Here is a 25,415-nt window from a genome sequence, read left to right as displayed (position 1 = left end):
ACCCCGAGGCCTCCGTTCGCTCCCCAAGCCCCACCTGCTGGCGCAGGCAGCTACAGGATGGAGCGGACGATCCGCTGGGGGCGAACGCATCACTCGGAGAGTGATGACTACTGTACGTTAGGCCTTCGTCCGCGAAGCCCTGCTGCCAGGGTTCTTCCCCACACCATCGGAAAAACAAGCCGCCGCTCATCCCTCCCACTCAATCGCCATGGCGATCCCCATACCTCCACCTATGCACAGGGAGGCGATGCCACGGGGGAGTTGCAGGTCTTCCATGAGATGCAGAAGCGTGACGAGCACGCGTGCACCGCTGCAACCGACGGGATGACCGAGGGCGATGGCCCCACCCCGGCGATTCAGCTTAGCGGGATCCAGGTGAAGCTGGCGCGCACAGGCGAGGGCCTGCGCAGCAAAAGCTTCATTGATCTCGAAGGCATCCACTTCCGCCAGGTCCCAGCCGGTCTCTTCACACAGGCGGCGGATCGCATGGACAGGCCCCAGTCCCATGGTCGCAGGGTCACAGCCCACGGCGGTGCAGGCCACGATGCGTGCGCGTGCGGTGAGTCCATGTTGTCGGATCGCTTCACTCGAGGCCAGCAGCAGCAAAGCCGCACCATCATTCACTCCCGACGAATTGCCGGCAGTGACGCTGCCATCCTTGCGGAACGCGGGTTTCAGTGACGCTAACTTTTCCAGGGTGGTATCGGCTCGGGGATGTTCGTCATGCTGCACCGTGCCTTCGCGAGTCGTGAGCGGGACGATCTCACGTTGAAAAGCGTCGCGATTGGCCGCAGCCAGTTGTTGGCTGCGCAGAGCAAAGGCGTCCTGATCTTCGCGCGAAATCACACAGGCATCCACGATGCGTTCGGCCGTTTCACCCATGCCGATGTTTAACACAGGATCGGTTAGGCCATCGGTGAGGATGGCGTCTGCCAGCGTGCTGTTTCCCAGCTTACAGCCCTGCCGCAGATCCGTGGCATAGTGGGGCGCTCGGCTCATGGATTCCACACCTCCTGCTAAGACGAGGGATGCTTCCCCTGAGGCGATGGCATCTGCGCCTAGCGCCACAGCTTTCATGCCGGATCCACAGACCATATTCACGCCATAAGCAGGGGTGCTCTGGGGGAGGCCCAGTTTCAGCCCCAGCTGCCGTGCCACATTCATGCCCGAGCCCGCTGGCAGGACCTGCCCTAGGATGACTTGCTGGATGGCTGGTTTCAGTGCCTCGGGAACCATGGCCTGGGCCACAGGTAGGGCCAGATCGGTCGCCGAAAGACTGCGCAGCCCGCCACCCAAACGACCGATGGGAGTGCGCCGTGCGTCGGTGATGTAAACGGGGGATGTGTAAATCATGGGTGGGTAGAAAAGCTGCCCGCAGGCATGGGTGAAATCGTTTCAAAAACAGGCGCGAAATCCATCTGCGCCAGCACCTGTGTGGAGAGGTCAATGCCGGGCGCCAGCTCGATGAGCTGCAACCCCTGACGCGTGAGTTTGAACACCGCGCGCTCTGTCACATACAGGACCTCCTGGCCGCGCGCCAGGGCGGTGGGGCCGTGGAAACACACGTGCTGGATGTGGCGGACGAATTTGGCATGGCGGCCTTCTTGGGCAATGACCAGCCTGCCTGCATCCACGTGCACCTCTAGATTTCCGGCCCGCAGCGTCAGGCAAAATACCAGCCGGCGTGCACTCTGGACGATGTTCACAAAACCGCCCACGCCTGCAAACCGGCCCGCAAAACTGGCCACATTCACACTGCCCTCCGCATCCACTTCCACCGCGCCCAGCACGGCGATGTCGAGACCGCCACCATCGTAGAAATCAAACTGGGAGGGCTGGTCAATGATGGCTTCGGGAAAGTGGCTGCAGCCAAAGCTGAGGCCGGAAGCGGGCACACCACCTGTCGGCCCACTTTCCACCGTGAGGGTGAACTCTTGCAGCCGCCCCGTCTCGGCGGCCACCATGGCCACACTTTCGGGTAGGCCGATGCCTAGGTTCACAATGTCTCCCTGCTGGATCTCTTGCAGGGTGCGCCAGCCGATGATCTTGCGCTCTGAAAAAGCCATCGCAGGCAGGTCAAAGTGGCCTTGGCAACTATTGACAAAGTCAGCCTTGAAGACCTCCCCAAAGGTTTGATCATGCTGCACACCTTCACTGGTGACGATGTAGTCCACCAAGATGCCGGGAACACGCACGGACTTAGGATCGGGCAGGTAGTCCACCACTCGCTCGACTTGGGCGATGACGATGCCTCCATGATTTTTTGCCGCTTGGGCGATGGGCAGGACCTCTCCTACCAGGCCTTCGCGTTCCATGCTTAGATTGCCACGTCTGTCGGCCGTGGTGGCACGGATGAGGCCCACACTGACCGGCACAGGTTTGTAGCGCAGCCAGATCTGGCCATCCAGTTCCACGCGCTCCACCAGCGGCTCCGTGGTTCTGGCATTCATGCGGCCGCCACTTTGAGCGGGGTCAATGAACGTATTCAGCCCCACCTGAGTGAAGAGGCCAGGGCGTTTGGCCGCGATCTCACGCAGCAGCACACTCAGCACGCCCTGAGGGAAATTGTAGGCTTCGATTTCATTGGCCAATGCGAGCGCTCCAAGCTTGGGCGCGAGATTCCAGTGGCCTCCGATGACACGTTGAATCAAACCCCGATGAGCGAGATGATTGAGCCCGCGCTCTCCACGGTCTCCTTGGCCAGCGCAGTAGTACAAGGTTAGGTCCGAGGGCGTGCCGGTTTGTAAAAACCGCCGCTCCAGCGCCGCCGTTAGCATCTCGGGATGTCCAGCCCCGACAAAACCACCCACGGCAACGCAAGCTCCATGGGGAATGGCAGCCACGGCTTCCTCCGCACTGACGAAACTTGCCGCTGCCCTCATCCGCGCCAGCCTCCGTTCACTTCCAGCGTTTGACCGGTGACGTAGGAGGCCAGAGGCGAGCACAGGAAGAGGGCCACTTGGGCGATCTCCGTGGGCGTGCCAAAGCGGCCTAACGGAACGTTCTTCAACATCTCGGTGCGCACATTCTCAGGGATGGTGGCCGCCATGGCCGTATCCACCACGCCGGGGGCGATGGCATTCGCGCGGATGTTGCGGCGGGCAGCTTCACGGCTGAGCACTCGCATCATCGCCTGCACACCTGCCTTAGCCGCTGCATAGTTCGCCTGTCCGTAGAACCCTTGAATGGCGGCGATGCTACCCAGACTGACGATGGCCCCATGGTCACGCATGATTTCCAGCGCGTATTTGCAGCAGTGAAACACGCCTGAGAGGTTCACATCCATCACGGCCTCCCATTCCTCCAGGCTCATTTTAGCAATGGTACGGTCTCGGATAATGGCGGCATTGTTGATGAGAAAATCCAGCCTATCTTGGGTTTCCTTGATGTGCTCCATCATCGCCTGCACGGCCTGTGGATCCGCCACATTCGCTCCCACCGTAGCGGCACTGCCCGCGCGCAGGGCATTGAGTTCGTCGGCGATCTTTTGTGCATCGGCTGCCGTGTTGCCCAGCCCGGGGTGATTCAGGATCACCGTGGCTCCGGCTTGATGAAAGGTGCGGGCCATCTGGGCTCCGATGCCCTGAGAGGCCCCCGTGATGAGGGTGACTTTGCCTTGAAGATCGATGCTATGACTCATGGGAAAAAGGTCGGAAAAGACCGGGCAATTCATACGGGATGAATCGCCAGGTTTAGACAGTTCCTTCCCAGCCTGACAAAAAAGCCTCTTGAGGGCAAGGCTGTTGAAGATACCCACCATCGTCGCGCGGGTTTTTCACAGACAACGACCTTTCTCGCGTCCCTCCAGGACGAAAGGTACTGAGGCAAGAGGAGGTCTGCCTCCTTCGTCCCGCCAAGACGAAAATGGGCGCAAAACAAGGTCCATTTTCCCCTCGTCCCGGAGGGACGAAAGCCCTTAGCCGGGGGTGCAGGTGGCGCAGCCGCCGAGAACCCCCGGACCGGCGAAATCACAACACACCCTGCCAGCGGGGCCTCCTGAAGGGAGGCGAGAAAGGCCCTCCGCACCCCCAAAGTGTACTCTTTCCCTCCGGCTATCAACTCATGCCTTTCTAAGCCGAAAGGCCGTTCAAGGCTAGCGTCGCTTCGCTCGGTCAAATCGGCTCTGGCGTTGTCCTTCCTTGTCTTCAGGAATGGAGGGTGGCGGGTTAGGGGGCGGTGAAACGGGGGCCACGGTGGGGACAGGTTTAGCCACTCGTGGCGCGGGTTTCACCTTGGGCTTGCGCTGGGGCATTCGCACGGTTTTCGCCCAGCCTGCAAAGGCCCATTCCGGCAGATGCCAGCCCGTGCGGGTGATGAGCGCCTCCACCAGCATGAGGAGCAAGATGAGGACCAGTAGGCTATTTCGAAGGTCCACAAAACGTTCCGTACGCGGGGTGCGCCAGGCTTGGCCCAGCTCCAGTAACTCCCGCCCACCACTGGCCAGAGAGACTTGTTTCAGTTCCTCCGTGCGCCGTTCATCGAAGGCCCACTCCGTGCTGCTGCCGACGATGGCGGGACCGAAGGCCAGCGCTTGGCTGCCTACCTGCACCGCGCCGCGTACCATCTCGCCTTCTGGCAAGTCCACCTGGGCTTGGTAATGACCTGGGGAGAGCCTTTCCCAAGCCACTTCGTGGGTGGAATCTGCGCGGGCACCGTGGGCCAGCATGATGCGCGGAGCCTGGGCCATGAGACGCGGTGCCCAGGTCTCATCATGCAGGAGGTCCAGCGTCAGCATGGTGCCTTCCAGACGATGCTTCAAGCCGATGCCCGGTGGCAATGCCTCGCCCATGAGCCAGCGGGTCAGCGTTTGGAGAAAGTCCCCATACTTGGGCCAGGCACGGATCTGCGTGGAAAACTCACCGCCCAGGGGAAAACTGACCGCCGCAGTGCGCCCGATGCCACGCTGGCCAAAGGAGACGAGTGGGGCCGCGTATTCATCCTGCGTGATGAGAGCCTGGCTGGCCCAATCGCGCAGGTAGCTCAGGTTGTAGCCATCGGCTTGGCCTAACCAATCGAGCGGTTGGCTGGTGATTTCAAACCAACCCGGGGTGGCGGAGGTTTTGACCGGATCGCGAATGAAGGCACTGCGGGCCACAGCCACGGTTTCTTGACTGAAAATGCTGGGCAGTTCCTCGGCCTTGTCGGTGAAAAAGAGGCGTCCTTTCCCGCGTGTGGCGATGTCTTCTAAAAACGCCGCGTCGGTGTCGGCACGGGTGCCCAGGGCGATGACGCTGATGGTGCCGCCATTGGCCACGATTTCATCAATGAGGTTCTTGTAATCTCCTGGTTCTTCCGAATCCGCAGCATCAGAAAAAAGAATGATGTGGCGCTGTCCCACAGCGGCTTTCTTGAGCTGATCCCAGGCCGCCTTCAGTCCTGTGTACACGAAGATGCCACCTCCAGTGCTCTCAATGCGGCGCACAGCGCTTTCCATTTTTTCTCGATTGGGGCCCACGGGCTGCAGCGGTACCATGGTATGCGCCTCACTGTCCACCGCGAAGACCGTCAGGAGATCCTGCGGCCCCAGGAAGCGGATGGCATTGGCGGCCCCTTCATCGGCCAGAGACATTTTGGTGAAACCATTCTTCACCGTCATGCTCATGGAGCCGCTGCGATCCATGACGATGCCCATGGCCACCATGAGTTTCCGGTGCTCCTGTTTCAGCTCCATGGAAACAGGCAGCAGGGGATCAATGGCCGACTCAAAGTAACCTCCTGCAGCAAAGCTCTTTTGCCCACCGGCCATCAGCAGACTGCCGCCTTGTTCGCGCACATAAAAATCCAGTCCGGCGAGGAAATCTGCCGGGAGTTCAAAGGCCGGGACATTGTTGAGGATCACGCATTTCGCTCCCGCGAGCTGCCCGGTTCTGACCTCGCGTAGAGAGGTGACCAACTCCACCGTGAAACCCTGGCGACTCAGCGTGGCCGCCACAGGATCATCCGTGTAGGAAGTGAGCAGTAGCACGCGCGGACCTCCGGCAATTTCGATCATGGCCTCATGGCGATTGTTGCCCGGATGTGCATCCACGGTGGGCTGAATGGCGGCCTCATAATGGGCTACCCCAGCGTAACCGAGGCGATCCGTAAACCGCACCAAACCTGTGCCCAGGCGCACTTCCACATTTGTGGATTTGAGCTCGCGGCCCTGGCGTAAGATTTTGATCGGCACCTGCCCATCGCGAGTGCCACGGACTTCGATTTCGATGAGGTAGGGCTCGCCCAACTGGGCCTTGGCGGGCAGCCGCAGGGCAGAGATGCGGTAGTCCGTGGGCTCAGGATCACGGGCCAGATGATAGTCCAGTTCGATGCCTTGAGCCTTGAGCTTTTCAGCAATGCCCGTCAGCGGTTCCGTCGAATAACCATCGCTAAAAAGCAGCAGCCTGGCAGGCCTCCCCTGACTTTCCTTTTGCACATGAGCCAGGGACTGTGTGAGGGCCAGGGCCGTGCGCGTGGCCTGGCGTTGGCGGTCGTACAGCTCTGCCCCTTCTGCGCCGCGCCGCATCACCTCTTCCGCATAGTTCAGGTAGTGCAGCCGGTCACTGGGGCCACGGCTTTGCTCCAGCAGCTTTTCCCATTCCGGTAGCCCTTTGGCCATGGGTTTTTCGGCTGAGGAAGAACTGTCCAGCAGCACCCACAGGTCCACCCCATCCGCAAGCATGCGCCATTGCGGCTGGGCAAGCGTGAGGGAGATGAGGCCTAACAAAAAGAGTCTCAAAGGCTGCCACAGGCCTAGCCGGGGCAGCCACCACCCGAGCAGTAAGATCACGGGCATCAAGGCGAGCCATTCTGGGTGTCTCAGGATCATCAGACTTGGTTCAGATGTGGTTTGAATGCAGGTGAAACAGCGACTTTTTCCCGCCCCCACCACCAACTGCCGAGCAGGGCGGCTAGCAAAACAAGGGTCCACAAGCGCCAGCGGGGATCACTTTCCTGAAGGGTGGCGACTTGCTCCATCTCCAGTTGAGCGCGCTCATCGTAGGGTTTGGCCGCGCTGAGGTCAGCCTCGCGAGTATCGGCAAAGTGGGCTGCGGCATTGAGCAGAGGGCTTTCGCCTTGCGTGAGGGTAAAGTGGCACGGCATCGCAGGAGCCCGGAGCAGATGGGCTTGATGAGGGGCCACACTTTCCGTTAGGCCATTCGAAGTTTTGAGAATGAGTGGCGCGGCCATTTCCCCTCGCTGGTGCGCCACCGTGAGGCGCTGCCGCAGATCATAGTTGGTCGTTTCTGGGGCGATCTTCTCCTGCCGGATCATCTCCAGAAAGCGGTGCAGTAAAACGGCCATGGCAGGCAGTTTCCGCGCATTGCTGTTGGCGAGGTCAAAATGACAAAAGAGCTGCCGTGCTCCTGCGGGTGTTTCACGCAGGCTGATGAGCGGCCGTTCCCCTTGCCAAAGCAGGACGCGATCTCGCGAATCTCGCGGCATCACCATGCCTTCACGCGCTAGCAGGGATTGCCAGTTCAGCCCCTCTGTGAGCGGATGCACCTCAGCCACGATCATGCCCCGTAGGGCTGGGGGATTGGCCACCTTAGATGGCGTGGAAAAAAGGCAGGCGTGCTGGGTGGCTTCCAGCGCGAGACTCGGTGGCCACATGATGACTTGCACATCCGCTTGAGAGGCTTGTTTTTGGATCACCGTATCGGCAAAGCGGCCAAACAAGTCCACCAGCTCACGCGTGGCCTCCTCTTTGGCCACGGGAAGATGCAGGGACAGCAGCTTAGGCCGTGAGTGCACCAGCGGCAGGTGGTCATCCAGGGTGAAAGCATCTTTGGTTAGGTGCAGTGTCAGGCTGGGAGCGCCTTCTAGAAAGGGGGCGCTGAGCGTGCGTGTTTCCCCAGGGGCGAGAGTCAGGGAGATGGGGGTGGAGGCCTGGCCTTCCGTTTCGGCCCACCAGTCGCCCGTTTGTGGGCTGGTGCTGTAGTTACGCACCAGCGCCCGCCACAGAGTGGGCCCGCTTTCGGGGGTCTCCAGGGTCACGCCCGCCCAGCCGACGTTGGCGGTTTCTTGGCCGATGGATAGCACCTTGGCGCCAAAGGCGGGTGCGGTGGGAAGGGGGTGATCCGTGATCAGTAGCACCGCCCCTTGCGGCCCCGTGAGACTGCGCGCGCTGCGCAGTGCGGGAGTAAACTCATGCGTGCCTAGCCGGGGCTGCCATTGGGATAAGGTGGCCACCAGTTCGGAGGCCGAGTTGCCATAATAAAGACTGGGGGCGGTGACATCCGTGCTCAGCAGGGTCAGCTCGGCACGGGCTCCCGCTGGCACTAGAGTGGCTAGAGTTTCACTCACCGCTTTTTCAGCCGCTGGGCGAAAGGCCTGCATGGAGGCGGAGCTATCCAGAACCAGGGCGATGCGGTGGACGGCATCGTTTCGTAACCACTGAGGTCCTGCCAGCATCCAGGTGAGCAGCAGCACCATCAGCAGTTGCAGCCAGAGAGGAACGGAAAAGCGCAGTTTTTCGATGCGATTGCCCTTTTCAGATTCGCGCTGGAGTTGCTGAAGGAGAAAGAGGGTGGTCACCGTGACACGACGACTGCGCCTTTGCAGAAAATGAATCGCCAGCACCACCGGGATCCCGAGCAAGGCCCAGAGAGCAAGGGGATAGGTAAACGAGGGCATGGTGACTGGAGTCTCCACAGTGACAGGGGATTCGTCCAGCAAGCACTCGAAGAAAGTGAGGTGTGTCGTTTAAGAGGGAAACGATGCGGGCATAAAAAAGCGGAGGCTTTTCAGCCTCCGCTTCTCAAAAAGGGATGTTCGCTTAGCCGATCAGCCGAGCGCGGCAGTGGCTTCTTTGCCTTCCAACACACGGGCATTTGGCTCCTTGATCTCGTGCACGATCCGCACGAATTTCAAGAACTTGATGACGTAGTAGGTCGGGTCAATTTCCCACCAGAAGAACCCCTGGCGTGCGCAGTGAGGGTAGTAGTGGTGGTTGTTATGCCAGCCTTCACCCAGAGTCAGGATGGCCAGGATGAAGGAGTTGCGGCTGGATTCACCCGTCTCATAACGGCGGCTGCCCAGCAGATGGCAGAAGGAATTGATGGCGAAGGTGGTGTGATAGAGAATCACGGTGCTGAGGCAGAATCCCCAGAGGAAATACATCAGACCACCCATGGCTGTGCCCGTCATCAGCAGTCCGAAGACATACGTGGCGATGGCCAAAGTGACCGGTGGGATGAAATGAAACTTATCAATGAAGACGAGTTCGCGGAACTTGGTCAGGTCCTTTACGCGCTTAGCATCATAGTCATTGTAATCTGGGGCCAAGATCCAGCCGACGTGGGCCCAGTAAAAACCCTGCTGTTTGACAGAGTGAATGTCGTCTTCCTGGTCGGAATGCTGGTGATGGTGGCGGTGATGCGCAGCCCACCAGAGAGCACCTTTTTGGGCAGACATGCCTCCCAGCCAAGCCAGGACAAACTGGAACCAGCGAGAGGTTTTATAAGAACGATGGGAGAAGTAGCGGTGGTAGCCACCAGTAATTCCAAATTTACGGATCAGAAACAATCCCAGACAGAGCAGGATAGCCGTCAGATCCGGTTTCACAAAAAATGCTGTGATGGCAAGAGCGTGGATCCCAAAAAACAGGATGCCACCGGTGGTAAGTTGAAAGGCAGGTTTAGTCACAGGTAGAGAAACGGGAAACCACAAATGACACTAAGTTGCAAAAAATCAACCTTCCGATTTCAAAGCGGCAGGATTGGCACACTTTTGCAAGCAGCAGGCGCATCGTGCAAAACGCCCTAAAGAGACATCAAAATTGCCTAAAAGGCTGCCTTTTAGGCCTTTGCGTAGCGGCTTTCTACCCCGAAAAAGAAAGCCTATCCAGCTTGTGGCCGAACTGAATTTCTCTTTTTGGGTCGCACCTGAGGCTACTCTTCAGGGGCTTCTTCGGCCTCTGTAGCTGCCGCTTTCTTCGCAAAACGACCCTTTTTAGGGGCTGCGGGAGCCTTGGGCTTTGCTTCACGAGGTGGGAATTCCCAGCCGAGCAGGCGCTTCTCCCCAGCTTTGCAAAGCAGGAAGGAGCTAAAGGGGCGTCCACGTTTGGAGATCATGCCCTCAATGAGGTCGGTTTTCCCTTCCGTGAAGAACTTGATCGCGTTGGCTTCGCTGATTTCCTTTTTGCAGAGCACTTTCGGCAGGCGGGCATTGCAGAGCTTGGGCTCTTTGGCGGCCACATTGCAGATGTAATGGTCTGGGGTGTTGTAAATCTTGCCATCGCGCTTCTTGGGCTTGCAGACGGGGCAGACGGCGATGGGGGAGGCGCTGACAAAGTCGAACGGAGGTGGCGCGTCCGGATCGTTTTCTCCACCTGGGAAAACAAAGGCGGTTTTGCCATCGTCTTTGACCTCGATACCAGCGGTAAATTCTTTACCCAGACGGCTGCGGAAGCCTTCCATAGGCGGCAGGAAACGTTTTTCCAGGAGCTCGCGCAGCAGGTCTTCACCCAGCTCATGGCCGGCGATGACTTTGTACACCCGCACCTTACATTCCGGGTTTTTGCAGGACACATACTCCTCTTTCTGCTCAAAGCCACGCTGGCCACAAACACCGCATTTGGCGTCAAAGTCTGGATACACCCGTTCCTTGGCGATTTTTTGGTACGCCTTGGTCTTTTCCACCACCTGATTGGTGAGGTGGCGGATGTCCCGCATGAAGCTGCCACGGTCCAGTTTGTTCTGCTCCATCTGGCGCAGCTTGTATTCCCACTGGCCGGTGAGTTCGGGGCTGCTGAGGGCCTCAATGCCGATCTGGCTGATCTGGTCAATCAGCGTCAGCCCTTTCGTGGTCACGGCGATGTTCCGTTCCACACGCTCGATGTATTTGTCGGAGATGAGACCTTCGATGATGGCCGCGCGGGTGGCTGGGGTGCCCAGGCCGCGTTCGCTCATGGCCTCGGCCAGTTCTTCATCCTCCACCAGCTTGCCCGCGCCTTCCATGGTGGAAAGTAGGGTCGCCTCATTGAAACGGGCTGGGGGTTTGGTCTGCATTTCAGCAGCTTCCAGGTCTAGGGTTTTAGCACTGTCGCCATCTTTGGCCAGCACCAGGAGTTTGGACTTGCTATCGCCTTCCGCAGCCGCTTCTTCGGCGGCCTTTTTGCCATAAACAGCCAGCCAGCCTGATTCTACGAGGACCTTACCCTCGCTCTTGAAAGCGTCTTGCTCCACGCGGGTGATGCGGGTGGTCACTTCAAACTCAGCCGGTGGGAAAAACACGGCTACAAAACGGCGTGCCACCATGTCGAAGAGCTTTTGCTCCGCCTCGGGCAGTTCCTTGGGCGGAATGAGGCCCGTGGGGATGATGGCAAAGTGGTCGCTGACTTTCGTGGTGTCGAAGACACGTTTGGTCGGGCGTACCCAGTTGTTATCCAGAGCGGTGGCGGCATGGGTGCCTAGATCCTGCGGCAGGGCCCCTGGTTTGCGGGTATCCTGGCGGGCAAAGGTGCCGAGGGTTTCCTTCACCGTGCCCAGGTAATCTTCGGGCAAGTAACGGGAATCAGTACGGGGATAGGTCAGGACCTTGAATTTTTCGTAGAGCGCCTGGGCGATCTGCAGGGTGCGGCGGGCGGAGAAACCAAAGCGGTTGCTGGCCTCGCGCTGGAGGCTGGTGAGGTCATACAGCAGCGGGGCGATCTGCTTGGTCGGGCGGGTCACCTGCTCAATCTTGCCCGGTTTGCCCAGGCAGCGCTGAACGATGGCCTGAGCCTTTTCCAGATCCCAGAGACGCTCCGGCTTCTTGTGGTCGTCGCTCTCGTCCTTCTTGAAGGTTTCATCAAACCAGCGCCCCTCATACTTACCAGCGCTGACTTCAAAGAGGCCGTGAACCTCAAAATAAGTGCGCGGCACGAAAGCCTGGATTTCGAGTTCACGCTTGGCCAGGATGGTCAAGGTCGGCGTCTGCACACGCCCAGCTGGGGTGAGGCGGAATCCGCCATTGCGGGAATTCAGGGCCGTGAGGGCACGTGTGGCATTGATGCCGACGAGCCAGTCAGACTCACTGCGGCACTTGGCGGCATCGGCCAGCGGACGCATCTCCGTGTCACTGCGCAGTTTTTTAAAGGCTTCTAAAATGGCCCCCTGCGTCATGGATTGCATCCACAGGCGCTGCACGGGTTTTTTGATCCCGGCTGCCTCGACGATGTAGCGGAAAATCAGTTCCCCCTCACGGCCAGCATCGCAGGCATTGATGAGTTGGTCCACGTCCTTGCGCTTCATCAAACGGCTGAGCAGTTTGAAACGATCCGCGCTGTCCTCGATGGGTTTCAGTTCAAATTCCTGCGGCATGATGGGCAGGTGTGTCCAGCCCCAGCCGATCTTTTTGCCATTCACCTCGGGCATGCCGAGCTCGATCAAGTGACCGACAGCGCTGGAGATGACGTGGGTTTCATTCTCAAAGTAGTCCTTCTCCTTGGTGAAGGGCGTCATGCCCGGGGCCTTCCCGAGAGCACGGGCAAGGTCGGTGGCCACACTGGGTTTTTCGGCGATGATGAGGGCCTTAGGCATGATGGGTGTCGTGAACGGAAACGGGGGCAATCAAGGGCACGCGTTCCGCCCCCCTGTCAAATTTTTCAGTGGCTAGACCGCAGCTCTCCCTGGGGAGATGCCCCAAAAGAGGGGGCGTTTGAGAGCGAGCAGAAAGGGTTTTTCTGCAAAGAGCCTCTTATTCAGCCGTCTTCTTTTTCTAGCCTTCCGCGCCTTCGTGGCAGCGCGGAAGGTTTTCCCAGTGGTGAATCAGTGCCCCAGAATATCTTCCAGGCGGTCTGTTTTGTGGTGGATACCCAGGCGATCCACCAGGGTGGAGCTGGCTTCATTGAGCCCCAGCACTTCCACTTCTGTTCCGAGGCTGCGGAATTTCAGCACCACTTTATCCAGGGCGGCGACGGCACTGAGATCCCACAGATGAGCATGGGTGACATCCAGCCGCACTCGGGCCAGTTTCTCACGATAGTCAAAAGCCCGATTGAACGCGGTGGTGGAGGCGAAAAACAACTGACCCGTGATGGTGTAAGTGCGGGTCGAATCCGAATCCAGGTGGCTGCTGACCGACAGGAAATGAGCCACTTTACGCGCAAAAAAGAGGGCGCTCAGGAGCACGCCCACCCCCACACCGAGAGCCAGATTGTGAGTAAAAACGACGACCGTGACCGTGGCGATCATGACCAGGCTAGAGCTCTTCGGGTGCAGACCCATATTTTTAAAGGAGGCCCAGGAAAAGGTGCCGATGGAGACCATGATCATCACGGCCACCAGAGCAGGCATGGGGATCTGTTTCACCCAAGGGCCAAGCACGACCAGGAGGATGAGCAGGAAAATGCCCGCGACAAAGGTGGAAAGGCGGCCCCGGCCCCCGGATTTCACATTGATGACGGACTGGCCGATCATGGCGCAGCCTGCCATACCCCCGAAAAGTCCTGCTGCGATGTTCGCCAGCCCCTGGCCTGTGCATTCACGATTTTTGTCACTGGGCGTGTCCGTCATGTCATCCACAATCTGGGCCGTGAGCAGAGACTCCAAAAGGCCTACTGCGGCGAGTCCGATGGAATAAGGCAGGATGATCCACAGCGTATCCAATGTCCAGGCGACCTGGGGCCAGAGAAAGATCGGAAGAGAATCAGGCAAATCCCCGAGATCACCGACGCGGCGAACATCCAGTTTAAAGACGATGGCGATGACTGTCATCACGATGATGGCCACCAGAGGAGAGGGCACAGCCTGGGTCAGGCGCGGCAGGAGGTAGATGATGGCGAGCGCCCCGGCCACCATGGCGTACATCGTCACGCTAGCGCCTTTGAATTCGGGCAACTGAGCCATGAAGATGAGGATGGCGAGGGCATTGACAAACCCAGTCATGACGGACTTCGAAACGAAGCGCATGACATCGCCGATTTTAAACAGACCCGCGATGATCTGGAAAACACCCGTCAGTAAAGTGGCCGCGAGTAAGTATTGCAGACCATGCTCTTTGACGAGGGTGACCATCAGCAGCGCCATGGCCCCCGTCGCAGCGGAGATCATGCCGGGGCGCCCCCCAAAGATAGCGGTGACCACCGCGATGCAAAAGGAGGCATAGAGCCCCACTTTGGGGTCCACCCCGGCGATGATGGAAAACGCGATCGCTTCTGGGATGAGGGCTAGGGCGACGACAAGGCCAGAGAGCAAGTCACCGCGAATGTTGAAGAACCATTCTTGAGAGAGAGATTTTTTGGAGAACACGAGGAATAGGAATGCGGAAAGTGAAAAGCCACGCCGCCGTGTCCGCAGGCACGGTGGAGCGCATGAATAGAAATCTATCGGGGCAGCCAAAGGCTGAAACCCCGCATCTAAAAAGGAGGATGTGACCACCTGACGTGAGGTGGTTCCTCGAGAACTATGGCGGACTCACCTGCACGTGAGGTGCGCAGGTGATGGCGGATTCAAACGAAAGAGACATGTGGCCGATCTTCCTGGAGGCCGATCAAGGATGAAGCAACTGTTTTATTCTCGGGATCGGCCTAACGGAAGATGGGGGTTAGTCAGCCTGCTTCTTTTTCTTCCCCTTGCCTTTACCCTTTTTCTTCGGTGCCTCCGTGGGCGTGTTCGGAGTGGGCATTTTCGCGCCGATCTCTTTCCGCCAGGCGATCATCTGGCTCTGCAATTCCTTCACTTTCTCAGGCTGTGCCGAGGCCAGGTTGTTCTTTTCACCGATGTCTTCTGCGAGGTTGTAGAGCTCTAGGCGACCGTCTTCAAAGAATTCCATGAGCTTCCAGTCTCCCTGCTGGATCAGGCCTACGGGCGTGGTGCGCCAGGTGTTTTCCCCCGCGCCCAGGTAACCGGGAAAGTGCTGGTAAATGGCGCGGCGCTTCAGCGTGGCCTGGGAGTTTTTAAACAAGGGCACCAGGCTCTCTCCATCCAGCGGGTAATTTTCTGGCGCTGCCCCACCTGCGATCTCCAGGAGCGTGGGGTAAAGATCCACGTGGATGCTGGGCACCCCCGTCTGGCTGCCAGCAGCGGTGATGCCGGGCCAACGGACGATGAAAGGTACACGGGTTCCGCCCTCATACAGACTACCTTTGCCACTGCGCAGCGGCGCATTGTCAGTCGTGTCTCCGCCTTTTTTGATGCCTTCGCGGGTGTACCCGCCGACTCCGCCATTGTCACTGGTGAAGATGAGCACGGTATTCTCCGCGAGGCCCTGTTTCTCCAGCTCTGCCATCACTCGTCCCACACTCTCATCCACACTCGCGATCATGGCCGCATAGACGGGGTTGTGATGGCCTCCGACACCGGGTTTGGCTTTGAATTTTTCGATGAGTTCGGGCTTGGCGTGGATAGGCGAGTGCACGCCGTAGTGAGGGAGGTAAAGGAAGAACGGTTCCGCCTTGTGCCGCTGGATGAAATCCACGGCTTTGTCCGTGAGGAAATCGGCCAAGTACTGCCGTTTGGGGTAGTCCACTTCAGGAGTTGTCTTGAAATCGAAGTGCTTGCCGCTGGATTCGATGGCTTCATCAAAACCGCGTTTGCCTGGCTGATACTCGTCTTTCATCCCCAGATGCCATTTGCCAAACATGCCGGTGGCGTAGCCTGCTTTTTTGAGAGATTGAGCGAGGGTGATCTTTTCTAAAGGCAGGGAGGTGACGTTTGCCACGGGCTGGAGCGGACGGGTCTGCCACTCGAAACGACCGATCTCACCCACGGTGTAAACGCCCGTGCGGGGGCCATACTGGCCGCTCATCAGCGCCGCGCGGGTGGGTTGGCAATTCTGGCAGTGGTGGTGGCTCGTGAGCTTCATGCCCTGGGCCGCCAGTTTGTCCAGGTTAGGCGTCTCATAGTACTGGCTGCCAAAGGTGCCTACATCGGTGTAGCCTAGGTCATCAGCCATGATGAAGACAATGTTAGGCGGTGCTGCCTGTAGGGGGGCGCTGGTGAGAAAGGTGAGAAAAAGGGCTAGCAGAGGGCGCATGATGCGCGCTGAAACGGCAGGTGCTGGGGTATCTTGCACTTTCTTAATTGTCTGGCAGGAATGCGAAAACGAAGCCGTATCCAGGAGATGCGGTTCCTTTTGTTTCTCGTCTGCTGTTGGCTGGGCTGTGTCACGCTGACACTTGGGCAAAGTGCGTCGAGTTTCCGCCTCGCCACCTTCAGTGTGGATGTCACCATTCCCAAAGGGCACCCCTGCATGGGCGGTGGGATCGCCCCAGTGAAAGAAGTGGCAGATCCCCTGTATGCCAAAGGCTTCGTGCTTTTGGGTGGGGATCTTCCTCTCGTCCTGGTCAGCTTTGACTGGTGTGAGATTCGCGGCACTTCCTTTGAAAAATGGCAGCAGGCCTTAGCGAGCGCGGCAGGCACCCAGCCGGAGCGTGTCATGATCCACAGCACTCACGTCCATGATGCGCCTGTCATGGATGAAGATGCGGAGAAAATACTGCGCGACATGGAGGCCACGGGAGCTTGGAAAAACATCCCACCGCCAGCCCCTGAGGCACCCATCCAGGTGGCCTCGGTCTGTTGGCCAGCTTTTAATGACGAATGCATCCAGCGTGTGGCCACGGCCCTGCGTGAGGCCTTGCCACAGGCGCGTGCTGTCACCCACATCGGTCTCGGGAAAGCGGAGGTGCAGCAGGTGGCTAGCAACCGCCGTTATCTGAACCCCGCAGGCCGGGTGTTTTACAATCGCATGAGCCGGAGCACCATTCCCGAAGCCCAAGCGGCCGATGTGGGCACCATTGATCCCTGGCTACGCACGCTCAGTTTCTGGGATGTTGAGACACCTGTCTGTGCGCTGCATGGTTATGCGGTGCATCCCATGAGTGCGTATGGAAAGGGGCGTGTTTCGGCTGATTTTACAGGTCGTGCGCGGGACATGATGCAGCAGGCCTACCCAAAAGTATTGCAAATTTACGCCAGCGGTTGCTCCGGCAATGTCACTGCGGGGAAGTGGAATCAAGGCGCGGCCGATAGCTTGCAAGTCCTGGCCTCACGCCTGCACACAGCCATGGAGGCGGCCTGGAAGTCCACGCAAAAACACCCCCTGCAACAGATGCAGTTTAATCTCGCCCTCATGCCCCTGGGCGCACGCAATACTCTGGTGCATACCGAGACGATCCTGCGCCACCGTTTAGCCTCTGGCGTGAGTCCTTTTGAGCGGGCGGAGGCCGCGATGGGCCTAGCCTGGTATGAGCGGGTGAAGCGTGGGCATCGTGTCCAGGTGCCCTGTGCAGACTTTGGCCCCGCTCAGCTCCTCCTGTTGCCAGCAGAGGCGTATGTGGAGTTTCAACTCTATGCTCAGGCCTGCCGTCCAGAGAGTTTTGTTTTCACTTTAGGTTATGGGGAGTGCGGTCCTGGGTACATACCCATCGAGCGTTCTTGGAAAGAGCAGGACAGCAATCTCAACGACTGGGCCTGGACACCTCCGGGCAGTGAGGCCGTGATGAAACAGGCCATTCGCGAAGCTCTGAAAGCGCCGTGAAAGTGGGCCTAACAGTTAGTTAGCGAGCCATAAAAAAACGCACCAGAGTGACCCGGTGCGTTTGAATCGATCCACTACAAAAATTAAGAACCGTAGCTGAAGCCGAGGCCAGTTTTCTCCTGGGTGCTCTCCGAGAAGGCGTGGGAAGTCACGACTTCATTCGCATCGAAAACGACACTGAGAGTCTGGTAATAAGTCACGACCGCTCCTGGAATGAAGGCGGAGCCTGGGATGAAGGCCTTGGCGGTGGATTTGCTCTGCTTGAAGGTCCAGATGGCGGTGGCCTTGCCGCTGGCGTCGGTGCCTTTTTTGTAGAAGAGGCCCAGCTTACGCACGAGGTCCTTTTTGGTCGTCACGCCGTTCTGGATTTGAGCGGCAGCTTTGGAGAAATGGCTGCGGCTCACCACCTGGTTAGGATCGGTGATGTCTCCGGCGGCGTTGGTCGCAGGGGCGGCGTTGGCCGTGGTGGTGCTGCTAGTCGTTGCAGCAGGGGTTTCGGGGGCGGTTCCACAACTGGTCAGGCCAGCGGCGATGGCAAGTGAAGCAACAAGGAAGAGGTTAGGCGTAGTTCTCATGCGGGACATAACGAAAAGCATGATGGAGACTAGAGCAAGGCGCGGAAAGTAAATATTGTCAGTTGCAGAAGGGGAACTATTTGGCGATTATGCCAAATAGATGTCCACACTCAAAACAGCACCTCAAGAAGCCATCATGCGGCGCGTGGAGGTTATCAAGGCACTCGCACACCCCTCTCGCATGCTCATTGCCGAGACTCTGATGAGCGGGGAAAAATGCGTGTGCGATCTGCAGACCCTCGTGGGCGCCGATATGTCCACCGTGTCCAAGCACCTCACTCTCATGCGCAAGGCAGGCGTGCTCACCTGCGAGAAACGCGGGCTGAATATCTACTACCGTCTGGCCTGCACCTGTCTGGGCACCTTTTTACGCTGCCTGGATGAGCTGGCCCCAGAAGCTGAAAACTGCGGGACGAGCTGCTGTGATTGAACCTCTGACCCCCCAATTTTACCATGAACATCACCGAATTTATCTCCCACCTCAAAGCACACCCAGAGAAGCCTTTGCTCTTCCTCTTGCCGGATGGCGGCAGCATCCAGGCGCATTTCCACATCACGGAAGTGGGCCATGTGAAAAAGAACTTCATTGATTGTGGGGGCACCCGCCGCAGCACGGAAAGTTGCCTGTTGCAAACTTGGGTGGCGGATGATGTGGAGCATCGTTTGATCGCGGGAAAATTGGACATGATCTTCGGTCGAGCAGGGGATGTTTTGCCTAACCATGAGTTGCCCGTGGAGGTGGAGTATGAAGACTTTTCTGTCAGTCAATTTCCAGTCACTGGAGTGCAAGTGGTGGAAGGATCTCTGGCCTTTCAGTTAGGGCTGAAGCACACGGATTGCCTGGCTAAGGAACTTTGCCTGCCCGGCGTGTGTGGCCCTGCGCCTACCTTGAATCTCCTGGGCTGTGCGCCTGGCAGCGGCTGCTGTTAATCTTTTTTTAAAGATGAAACCTCGCATTCTCATTCTCTGCACCGGGAACTCGTGCCGCAGCCACATGGCGGAAGGCATCTTGCGCGCGGCGGCTGGTGACTTAGTGGAAGTACACAGTGCAGGCTCCAAGCCCGCAGGATATGTCCACCCCAAAGCCATCGCTGCCTTGGAGGAGATCGGTCTAGATATCTCCGCCCACACGTCCAAATCCATGAATGATTTCCTGGATCGGGACATCACAACGGTCATCACCGTCTGTGGCAATGCGGACCAAGCTTGCCCAATATACCCGGGCCAGATGAATCGCCATCACTGGGGGTTTGACGATCCCGCGCATGCGACCGGGACGGAGGCTGAAATCATGGCCGACTTTCGACGGGTGCGTGACCAGATCCGTCTCGTCTTTGGCGCATACGCCGCGGGTCTGCGGGAAAGGATGGCGGGTCGAATCTAGCGCTGTTTGTTATGAGATGGCCCACCTGGTTCATGGGAGAGTTCGTGGGGACTTTCCTGGTGGTTTTTTTCGGCTGTGGCAGCGTTTGCTCAGCCGTGCTCACAGGCGCCCAAGTGGGTGTGTTTCAGGTGGCCATCGTCTGGGGGTTGGGCATCGCCACGGCGATTTATCTCACCGCAGGGCTCAGTGGCGCGCATCTCAATCCTGCTGTGACGGTGGCCTTCAGTGTTTGGCAGAGGTTTCCCAGGCGGCGCGTTTTGGCCTACATTCTCGCGCAAATGTTGGGGGCCTTTGTGGCTGCCGCCGTCCTTTACGGCATTTTCCAGGATGCGCTGACGTCTTATGAACTCACGCACCACATCCCGCGCGGTGGTCCCGGCAGTGAAGCAACAGCGATGATCTTTGGCGAGTTTTTCCCCAGCCCAGCGGGGCAGCCCCTGACGGAGGTTAGCCGCCTGAGGATGTCCCATCTCAGGGCTTTTTTTGCCGAGGCCGTAGGCACCGCTGTTCTCCTGTTTGTGATCTGTGGGGTGACGGATGCGCGGAACGCGTCGCGCGTCGGCCCTCACGCTGCCATCATCATCGGCCTGACGGTGACTTTGCTCATCTCATTGCTCGGCCCCCTGACCATGGCGGGCCTGAACCCAGCGCGGGATTTGGCTCCTCGGCTCTTTTCAGCTCTGGCTGGGTGGGGGAGTTATCCGTTCAGCGTCAATGGTTTAGGCTGGTTCACTGTGTATGTTTTGGCACCTGTTTTGGGGGCCGTGTTCGGGTCAGGGATGTATCATCTGGTCTTTCGTCCCTCTGAGGATGAGGCGTAGGAACCGAATAAAAGTTTCCATTTCATCGCTGGCACGCGCCATGCTTTAGAGGCTAAGGACAACCAACCTCACATGTCCATTCACGTCGCACTCCGTCACGTCACGCGGTATAAGTTTGACCGCCCGGTGAATCTATCACCTCACATTGTGCGTCTGCGGCCTGCCCCGCACTGTCGCACCCCGATTTTGGCTTACTCGCTGACGATCAAACCAGACACGCATTTCATCAACTGGCAGCAGGACCCTCAAAGTAATTACCTGGCGCGTTTGGTTTTTCCGGAAAAGACCACGGAGCTGTGTGTGGAGGTGGATCTGGTGGCCGACATGGCGGTTTATAACCCCTTCGATTTCTTCTTGGAGCCGGAGGCGGAGCGGGTGCCTTTCCGTTACGATCCCATCCTGGCTCATGAGCTGGAGCCCTACCATCGCAAGCTTCCCCTCACGCCGCTCATTGGAGGGTATCTGCGCGGGGTGCGCCAGCAGATGACGGCTGGGAAGGAGCCCATGCGGACGAATGATTTCCTGGTCATGCTGAACCAGATGCTCTGGAAGGACATCAGCTACAACATTCGCCTGGAGCCCGGAGTGCAGACGCCGGAGGAGACGCTGGAACTCGGCTGCGGCTCCTGCCGTGACAGTGCGTGGCTGATGGTGCAGCTCTTTCGCCATCTGGGCTTTGCGGCCCGTTTCGTCAGCGGTTACCTCATTCAGCTCAAGGCCGACGTGAAATCCCTGGATGGCCCCAGTGGCACGGAGGTGGATTTCACCGATCTCCATGCCTGGTGTGAAGTTTATCTCCCCGGTGCAGGCTGGGTGGGGCTAGACCCGACCTCTGGCCTTTTTGCCGGGGAAGGGCACATCCCCCTGGCGGCCACGCCTGATCCCTCCAGCGCCGCTCCGGTGGATGGTCTGGTGGATAAATGCGAGGTGGAATTCGACCACGAAATGTCCGTCACGCGCATCTTTGAAACCGCACGTGTGACGAAGCCTTACACGTCCGAGCAGTGGCAGGACATTGAGGCTCTGGGTTACCAGATTGATGATGAACTGGTGGCTGGCGATGTGCGCCTCACGATGGGGGGAGAACCCACCTTCGTGAGCATTGATGACATGGAAGGTGATGAATGGAACACGGGTGCCGTGGGCCCGACGAAGCGCCTGCTTTCCGGCCAGCTCATCAAGCGTCTCCGCCATCGTTTCGGCCCCGGGGGCTTGCTTCATTACGGCATGGGCAAATGGTATCCTGGGGAGCAGTTGCCACGTTGGTCGTTAGGCTGTTATTGGCGGAAAGATGGGGTGCCAGTCTGGAGCGATGATTCATTCATTGCCGATGAATCGAAAAGCTACGGTCATGATGAAACCGTGGCCCAACGTTTTGGCCTGGCCCTTGCGGCAGCTCTGGGCGTGAGCCCGAAATGGCTCAAGCCGGGTTATGAAGATGCCTTCTACTACCTATGGAAGGAGAAGCGCATGCCCGTGAATGTGGACCCGCTGAAGTCTAACCTTAAAGACGAGTACGAGCGCAAGCGCCTCGCCCGCATCTTTGAAGAGGGGTTGGATAAAGTGGTCGGCTACGCTTTGCCCCTGCAACGAAATTACGTCGGCAATGAACTGAAGTGGCAGAGCGGCCCCTGGTACGTGCGCGATGACACCATGTATTTGATTCCTGGAGATTCGCCCATGGGGCTGCGCCTGCCGCTGGATTCTATCCCCTGGGTGAGTGCTGCTGATTTCCCCTGGATCTACCCCACTGACCCCAATAAAGACTGGCCAGAGCTGCCCCCGCGCCCCGAGAGCCGTCAGCAGTTTCTCAGTGGCATTGGGGACATGCTGGACGGTCTTTCCCAGGCCCCCGCTAGCTACACAGAAGGGGGCTACTCCGGCCAGGGCAAGCCCGAACGCCGTAGGCTGGACCCGCTGACGGAAGAGCAAACCGAAAACCCCGCTGCACGTTTCCCCGCTCCTCAGGAGTCGGCCCCCTGGATCATCCGCACCGCGCTCTGTGTCGAGTCACGCGAAGGTCGCCTGCACGTCTTCATGCCTCCGGTGGAAGATGTGGAGGATTATTTGGACCTCGTCGCCGCTGTGGAAGATGTGGCTACCACTCTGAAAGTGCCCCTCATCGTGGAGGGCACGCCGCCTCCGTATGACCCACGTTTGCAGGTGCTGAAGGTCACACCTGACCCAGGGGTGATCGAGGTGAATACCCACCCGGTGAAAACCTGGAACGAGCTGGTGGATACTACACGCACCATCTATGATGAAGCGCGCCAGACCCGCCTGGGCACGGAGAAATTCATGATGGATGGCCGCCACACGGGCACCGGTGGGGGGAACCACATCGTTATGGGGGGGGAGTCCCCACGGCATTCTCCTTTCCTGCGTCGGCCAGATTTGTTGAAGTCTTTGTTAGGCTATTGGCACAATCATCCGTCGTTGAGTTACCTCTTCAGTGGCCTATTCATCGGGCCTACCAGCCAGCACCCTCGCATTGATGAGGCGCGCAATGATGCGCTCTTTGAGATGGAGCTGGCCTTTAAAGAGCTGGATCGTAATACGGCTGCGCATGGTCACACCACCCCCTGGCTGGTGGACCGCATCTTCCGGAACTTGCTGGCAGATGTCACGGGGAACACGCACCGCACGGAGTTCTGCATTGATAAAATGTTTGATCCCGGCAGCAGTTCTGGTCGCCTTGGTTTGGTGGAGTTGCGTTCCTTTGAGATGCCTCCGCATCCTGAGATGAGCCTGGCCCAGCAGCTTCTCATGCGTGCTGCCATCGCCCGATTCTGGAAGGAGCCTTATGAGCAAAAGCTGGTGCGTTGGGGCACCGAGTTGCATGACCGTTACCTCCTTCCCCACTTCGTCTGGGATGATTTCAAAGACGTGATGGAGGACTTTAAAGCCGCAGGATATGGCCTCACTCCGGATTGGTTTGAGCCCCACTTTGAATTCAAGTTTCCCCGCATTGGCGAGATCACTCAGCGTGGCGTGAACCTCGAGATCCGCACCGCTTTGGAGCCCTGGCATGTCCTGGGTGAAGAAGCGACCGCAGGTGGCACGGCCCGATATGTGGACAGCAGCCTTGAGCGTGTGCAGATCAAGACTGCCGGACTGGTGAACAATCGCTACATCGTCACCTGCAATGGCCGCCAAGTGCCGCTTCATCCCTCTGGGATTGTGGGGGAATACGTGGCGGGCGTGCGGTATCGCGCCTGGCAGCCACCGAATGCCCTGCAGCCGACCATCGGCATCCACGCGCCGCTGATCTTTGACCTGGTGGATACCTGGAACAATCGCAGCTTGGGCGGTGGAAATTATTATGTGACCCATCCGGGTGGCCGCAGCTTTGATACCTTCCCGGTAAATGGTTACGAGGCCGAAAGCCGTCGTCGTTCACGGTTTACCATCACCGGGCACACCCCTGGAAAGATCAATCCGATCATCATCCCCAGCGTGCCAGAGTTTCCCTTCACACTGGACCTTCGTCTAGGCTAAAAGGCAGCGCTCACTGTGACTCTTGCTCTGCGCAGCTTTCGCCGCCAGGAGCAGGAGCTTCCATGCAAGATGGTCCTGCGGCCAGTCGTTCTCGGGGGGCCATGCACCTCCGCCAGATTTTTCTCTTCCTCTTTGCCGCTGCCACGGCCCAGGCTGCCAAACCAAATGTCCTCATGATTTGTGTGGACGATCTGAAGCCCACGCTCGGCTGCTATGGAGACGTGGTGGCTCAGACGCCTAATATTGATCGGCTGGCCAAACGCGGGGTGCTCTTTGAAAAAGCCTACTGCAACCAAGCTGTTTGCTCGCCCTCGCGCAATGCCCTGATGACTAGCCTGAGGCCCCAGACTCTAGGCATCTATGAGCTCATGACGAACTTCCGCAAGGCTGCGCCGAATGCGGTCACGATGACCCAGCACTTCATGGCGCAGGGATACAAGGCCGAGGGGCTGGGCAAGATCTTGCACGTGGGACATGGTAACACGGACGACGCTGCCTCGTGGTCCGTGCCTTCCTGGAAACCGAAGGCGACGACCTATGTGAATGAGGAAAGCACTGCTGTGACGCGCGAGGCGAAGGTTGGAGGGGATCGCGGCTGGGCCACCGAAAAAGCGGATACGGCCGATGAGACCTATGCGGATGGACTTATCGCCCGAGAAGCAGTGAAACGTCTCGAAGCCGCCGCGAAAAAGCCGGATCAACCCTTCTTCCTTGCGGTGGGTTTCATCCGCCCGCACTTGCCCTTTGTTTCTCCGAAAAAATACTGGGACCTCTATGATCCGGCGAAGCTGCCCATGCCCCAGGTCAAAGATGCTCCGCAGGGGGCGCCCGTGTATGCAGGCCAGCCGGGTGGGGAACTGCGCCAATACAGCGATATGCCGCAGACAGGCCCGATTGATGACGCGACGACTCGCCACCTCATCCACGGTTATTATGCCGCTACCAGTTACATGGATGCGCAGTTAGGCCTCGTGCTGGATGCTCTGGACGACTCAGGTTTGGCACAGAATACCATCATCGTCTTTTGGGGGGACCACGGTTGGCACTTGGGAGACCACGGCATGTGGTGCAAGCACACGAACTATGAGCAGGCAGCCCGCATCCCCGTCATCGTCGCCGCCCCTGGAGCTGCGGCGGGTGTGCAGTCGGCTTCATTCATCGAGACGGTGGATCTTTACCCGACCCTTAGCGATCTCGCAGGCCTGCCAGCGCCGCAGGGACTGGATGGCAAAAGCTTCGCTGCGGTGGTCAAAGATCCGGCGCTGAAGACCCGCGAAAGCGTCATTCATGTCTATCCGCGTAATAACTTGTTAGGCCGCGCCATTCGCACGGATCGCTATCGGCTGGTGGAATGGAAAAAGCCCGGCAGCGGCGAGCCTGCAGATGCCTTTGAACTTTACGACTACCAGGAAGACCCCCTTGAAACCAAGAACCTGGCGAGCGAGCGTCCTGAAGTCGTCAAGGAATTGACAGCCATCCTGGCCACGCATCCAGAGGCCAAACCTCAAATGAAGACAGCGGCAGCCAAGGGCGGTGCTCCGGGTAAAAAGAAGAAAAAGGGCAAGAAGAACTGACCTGCGTATCCCCCTCTTGGATGTTAAACCCGGATGATGCAATAGGCGCGAGGTGTTGTGAGCGAAGGTATTGACGCTGTGTGGGATTGACACCTATGGCATGCTTCACCCTCATGGTGAA

17 protein-coding genes are annotated in these 25,415 nt (G+C 58.5%); 7 read left to right on the top strand and 10 right to left on the bottom strand.

Translation table 11 applies throughout. The annotated features are described in order from the left end of the window. Positions 1-186: 186 nt before the first annotated feature. From HNQ64_RS00085 to HNQ64_RS00045, 9 genes are all read right to left on the bottom strand, one after another. The gene (locus tag HNQ64_RS00085) at positions 187-1,353 is read right to left on the bottom strand and encodes a thiolase family protein (protein WP_184204254.1); all 1,167 of its coding nucleotides are present in this window, start codon (positions 1,351-1,353) and stop codon (positions 187-189) included. Beyond that, entirely contained in the window at positions 1,350-2,882 is a 1,533-nt protein-coding gene (locus HNQ64_RS00080) for an acyl CoA:acetate/3-ketoacid CoA transferase (protein WP_184204253.1), read from the bottom strand. The genes HNQ64_RS00085 and HNQ64_RS00080 overlap by 4 nt, the downstream gene beginning before the upstream one ends. Next, complete coding sequence (locus HNQ64_RS00075) at positions 2,879-3,640, bottom strand: SDR family oxidoreductase (protein WP_184204252.1); 762 nt, start codon at positions 3,638-3,640, stop codon at positions 2,879-2,881. The genes HNQ64_RS00080 and HNQ64_RS00075 overlap by 4 nt, the downstream gene beginning before the upstream one ends. 453 nt (positions 3,641-4,093) lie before the next feature. Next, positions 4,094-6,805: a vWA domain-containing protein gene (locus HNQ64_RS00070; protein WP_184204251.1), complete on the bottom strand. Its 2,712-nt coding sequence runs from the start codon at positions 6,803-6,805 to the stop codon at positions 4,094-4,096. After that, positions 6,805-8,613 carry a vWA domain-containing protein gene (locus HNQ64_RS00065; RefSeq protein ID WP_184204250.1) on the bottom strand — a complete coding sequence of 603 codons (1,809 nt, stop codon included), beginning with the start codon at positions 8,611-8,613 and terminating at the stop codon, positions 6,805-6,807. Before HNQ64_RS00065 ends, HNQ64_RS00070 begins: the two co-directional genes overlap by 1 nt. Before the next feature lie 150 nt (positions 8,614-8,763). Beyond that, positions 8,764-9,624, bottom strand: a complete 861-nt coding sequence (locus HNQ64_RS00060) for a fatty acid desaturase (protein ID WP_221305291.1) — start codon at positions 9,622-9,624, stop codon at positions 8,764-8,766. A 245-nt stretch (positions 9,625-9,869) separates the two neighbouring features. Continuing rightward, positions 9,870-12,500 carry a DNA topoisomerase III gene (locus HNQ64_RS00055; RefSeq protein WP_184204248.1) on the bottom strand — a complete coding sequence of 877 codons (2,631 nt, stop codon included), beginning with the start codon at positions 12,498-12,500 and terminating at the stop codon, positions 9,870-9,872. Positions 12,501-12,728: 228 nt separating this feature from the next. Further along, positions 12,729-14,210: a SulP family inorganic anion transporter gene (locus HNQ64_RS00050; RefSeq protein ID WP_184204247.1), complete on the bottom strand. Its 1,482-nt coding sequence runs from the start codon at positions 14,208-14,210 to the stop codon at positions 12,729-12,731. Between the two features lie 295 nt (positions 14,211-14,505). Further along, on the bottom strand, positions 14,506-15,936 hold the full coding sequence (locus HNQ64_RS00045) for a sulfatase (RefSeq protein WP_184204246.1): 1,431 nt from the start codon (positions 15,934-15,936) through the stop codon (positions 14,506-14,508). A gap of 60 nt (positions 15,937-15,996) precedes the next feature. Between HNQ64_RS00045 and HNQ64_RS00040 the strand changes: the two genes are divergently transcribed. Next, complete coding sequence (locus HNQ64_RS00040) at positions 15,997-17,442, top strand: hypothetical protein (protein ID WP_221305290.1); 1,446 nt, start codon at positions 15,997-15,999, stop codon at positions 17,440-17,442. Between the two features lie 83 nt (positions 17,443-17,525). On the opposite strand, the gene HNQ64_RS00035 is transcribed toward HNQ64_RS00040, so the two are convergent. Next, positions 17,526-18,017 (bottom strand): hypothetical protein, encoded by a 492-nt coding sequence (locus HNQ64_RS00035; RefSeq protein ID WP_184204245.1) that lies wholly within the window; start codon positions 18,015-18,017, stop codon positions 17,526-17,528. Between the two features lie 100 nt (positions 18,018-18,117). Here HNQ64_RS00035 and HNQ64_RS00030 point away from each other — a divergent pair, with 100 nt between their 5' ends. From HNQ64_RS00030 to HNQ64_RS00005, 6 genes are all read left to right on the top strand, one after another. Continuing rightward, on the top strand, positions 18,118-18,447 hold the full coding sequence (locus tag HNQ64_RS00030; RefSeq protein ID WP_221305289.1) for an ArsR/SmtB family transcription factor: 330 nt from the start codon (positions 18,118-18,120) through the stop codon (positions 18,445-18,447). Between the two features lie 23 nt (positions 18,448-18,470). Further along, positions 18,471-18,947 carry a DUF6428 family protein gene (locus tag HNQ64_RS00025; RefSeq protein ID WP_184204244.1) on the top strand — a complete coding sequence of 159 codons (477 nt, stop codon included), beginning with the start codon at positions 18,471-18,473 and terminating at the stop codon, positions 18,945-18,947. A gap of 13 nt (positions 18,948-18,960) precedes the next feature. Next, a complete protein-coding gene (locus HNQ64_RS00020) occupies positions 18,961-19,401 on the top strand; it encodes an arsenate reductase ArsC (RefSeq protein ID WP_184204243.1) in 441 nt (146 codons plus the stop codon). 11 nt (positions 19,402-19,412) lie between these two features. Continuing rightward, a complete protein-coding gene (locus HNQ64_RS00015) occupies positions 19,413-20,222 on the top strand; it encodes an MIP/aquaporin family protein (protein WP_184204242.1) in 810 nt (269 codons plus the stop codon). Between the two features lie 72 nt (positions 20,223-20,294). After that, a complete protein-coding gene (locus HNQ64_RS00010; RefSeq protein ID WP_184204241.1) occupies positions 20,295-23,720 on the top strand; it encodes a transglutaminase family protein in 3,426 nt (1,141 codons plus the stop codon). Between the two features lie 62 nt (positions 23,721-23,782). Further along, complete coding sequence (locus HNQ64_RS00005) at positions 23,783-25,294, top strand: sulfatase (RefSeq protein WP_221305288.1); 1,512 nt, start codon at positions 23,783-23,785, stop codon at positions 25,292-25,294. The last annotated feature ends 121 nt before the right edge of the window (positions 25,295-25,415 follow it).

Origin of the sequence: Prosthecobacter dejongeii, assembly GCF_014203045.1 — a bacterium.
GTDB classification, from domain to species: domain Bacteria; phylum Verrucomicrobiota; class Verrucomicrobiia; order Verrucomicrobiales; family Verrucomicrobiaceae; genus Prosthecobacter; species Prosthecobacter dejongeii.
This window is presented reverse-complemented; position numbering and strand designations above follow the sequence as displayed.

What these genes read in the sequence shown, in the direction of transcription:
- HNQ64_RS00065 (WP_184204250.1), bottom strand. Translation starts at nt 8,613, where the DNA reads ATGCCCTCGTTTACCTATCCCCTTGCTCTCTGGGCCTTGCTCGGGATC.
- HNQ64_RS00070 (WP_184204251.1), bottom strand. Translation starts at nt 6,805, where the DNA reads ATGATCCTGAGACACCCAGAATGGCTCGCCTTGATGCCCGTGATCTTA.
- HNQ64_RS00055 (WP_184204248.1), bottom strand. Translation starts at nt 12,500, where the DNA reads ATGCCTAAGGCCCTCATCATCGCCGAAAAACCCAGTGTGGCCACCGAC.
- HNQ64_RS00020 (WP_184204243.1), top strand. Translation starts at nt 18,961, where the DNA reads ATGAAACCTCGCATTCTCATTCTCTGCACCGGGAACTCGTGCCGCAGC.
- HNQ64_RS00035 (WP_184204245.1), bottom strand. Translation starts at nt 18,017, where the DNA reads ATGAGAACTACGCCTAACCTCTTCCTTGTTGCTTCACTTGCCATCGCC.
- HNQ64_RS00010 (WP_184204241.1), top strand. Translation starts at nt 20,295, where the DNA reads ATGTCCATTCACGTCGCACTCCGTCACGTCACGCGGTATAAGTTTGAC.
- HNQ64_RS00040 (WP_221305290.1), top strand. Translation starts at nt 15,997, where the DNA reads ATGCGAAAACGAAGCCGTATCCAGGAGATGCGGTTCCTTTTGTTTCTC.
- HNQ64_RS00015 (WP_184204242.1), top strand. Translation starts at nt 19,413, where the DNA reads ATGAGATGGCCCACCTGGTTCATGGGAGAGTTCGTGGGGACTTTCCTG.
- HNQ64_RS00075 (WP_184204252.1), bottom strand. Translation starts at nt 3,640, where the DNA reads ATGAGTCATAGCATCGATCTTCAAGGCAAAGTCACCCTCATCACGGGG.
- HNQ64_RS00025 (WP_184204244.1), top strand. Translation starts at nt 18,471, where the DNA reads ATGAACATCACCGAATTTATCTCCCACCTCAAAGCACACCCAGAGAAG.
- HNQ64_RS00045 (WP_184204246.1), bottom strand. Translation starts at nt 15,936, where the DNA reads ATGCGCCCTCTGCTAGCCCTTTTTCTCACCTTTCTCACCAGCGCCCCC.
- HNQ64_RS00080 (WP_184204253.1), bottom strand. Translation starts at nt 2,882, where the DNA reads ATGAGGGCAGCGGCAAGTTTCGTCAGTGCGGAGGAAGCCGTGGCTGCC.
- HNQ64_RS00030 (WP_221305289.1), top strand. Translation starts at nt 18,118, where the DNA reads ATGTCCACACTCAAAACAGCACCTCAAGAAGCCATCATGCGGCGCGTG.
- HNQ64_RS00005 (WP_221305288.1), top strand. Translation starts at nt 23,783, where the DNA reads ATGCAAGATGGTCCTGCGGCCAGTCGTTCTCGGGGGGCCATGCACCTC.
- HNQ64_RS00085 (WP_184204254.1), bottom strand. Translation starts at nt 1,353, where the DNA reads ATGATTTACACATCCCCCGTTTACATCACCGACGCACGGCGCACTCCC.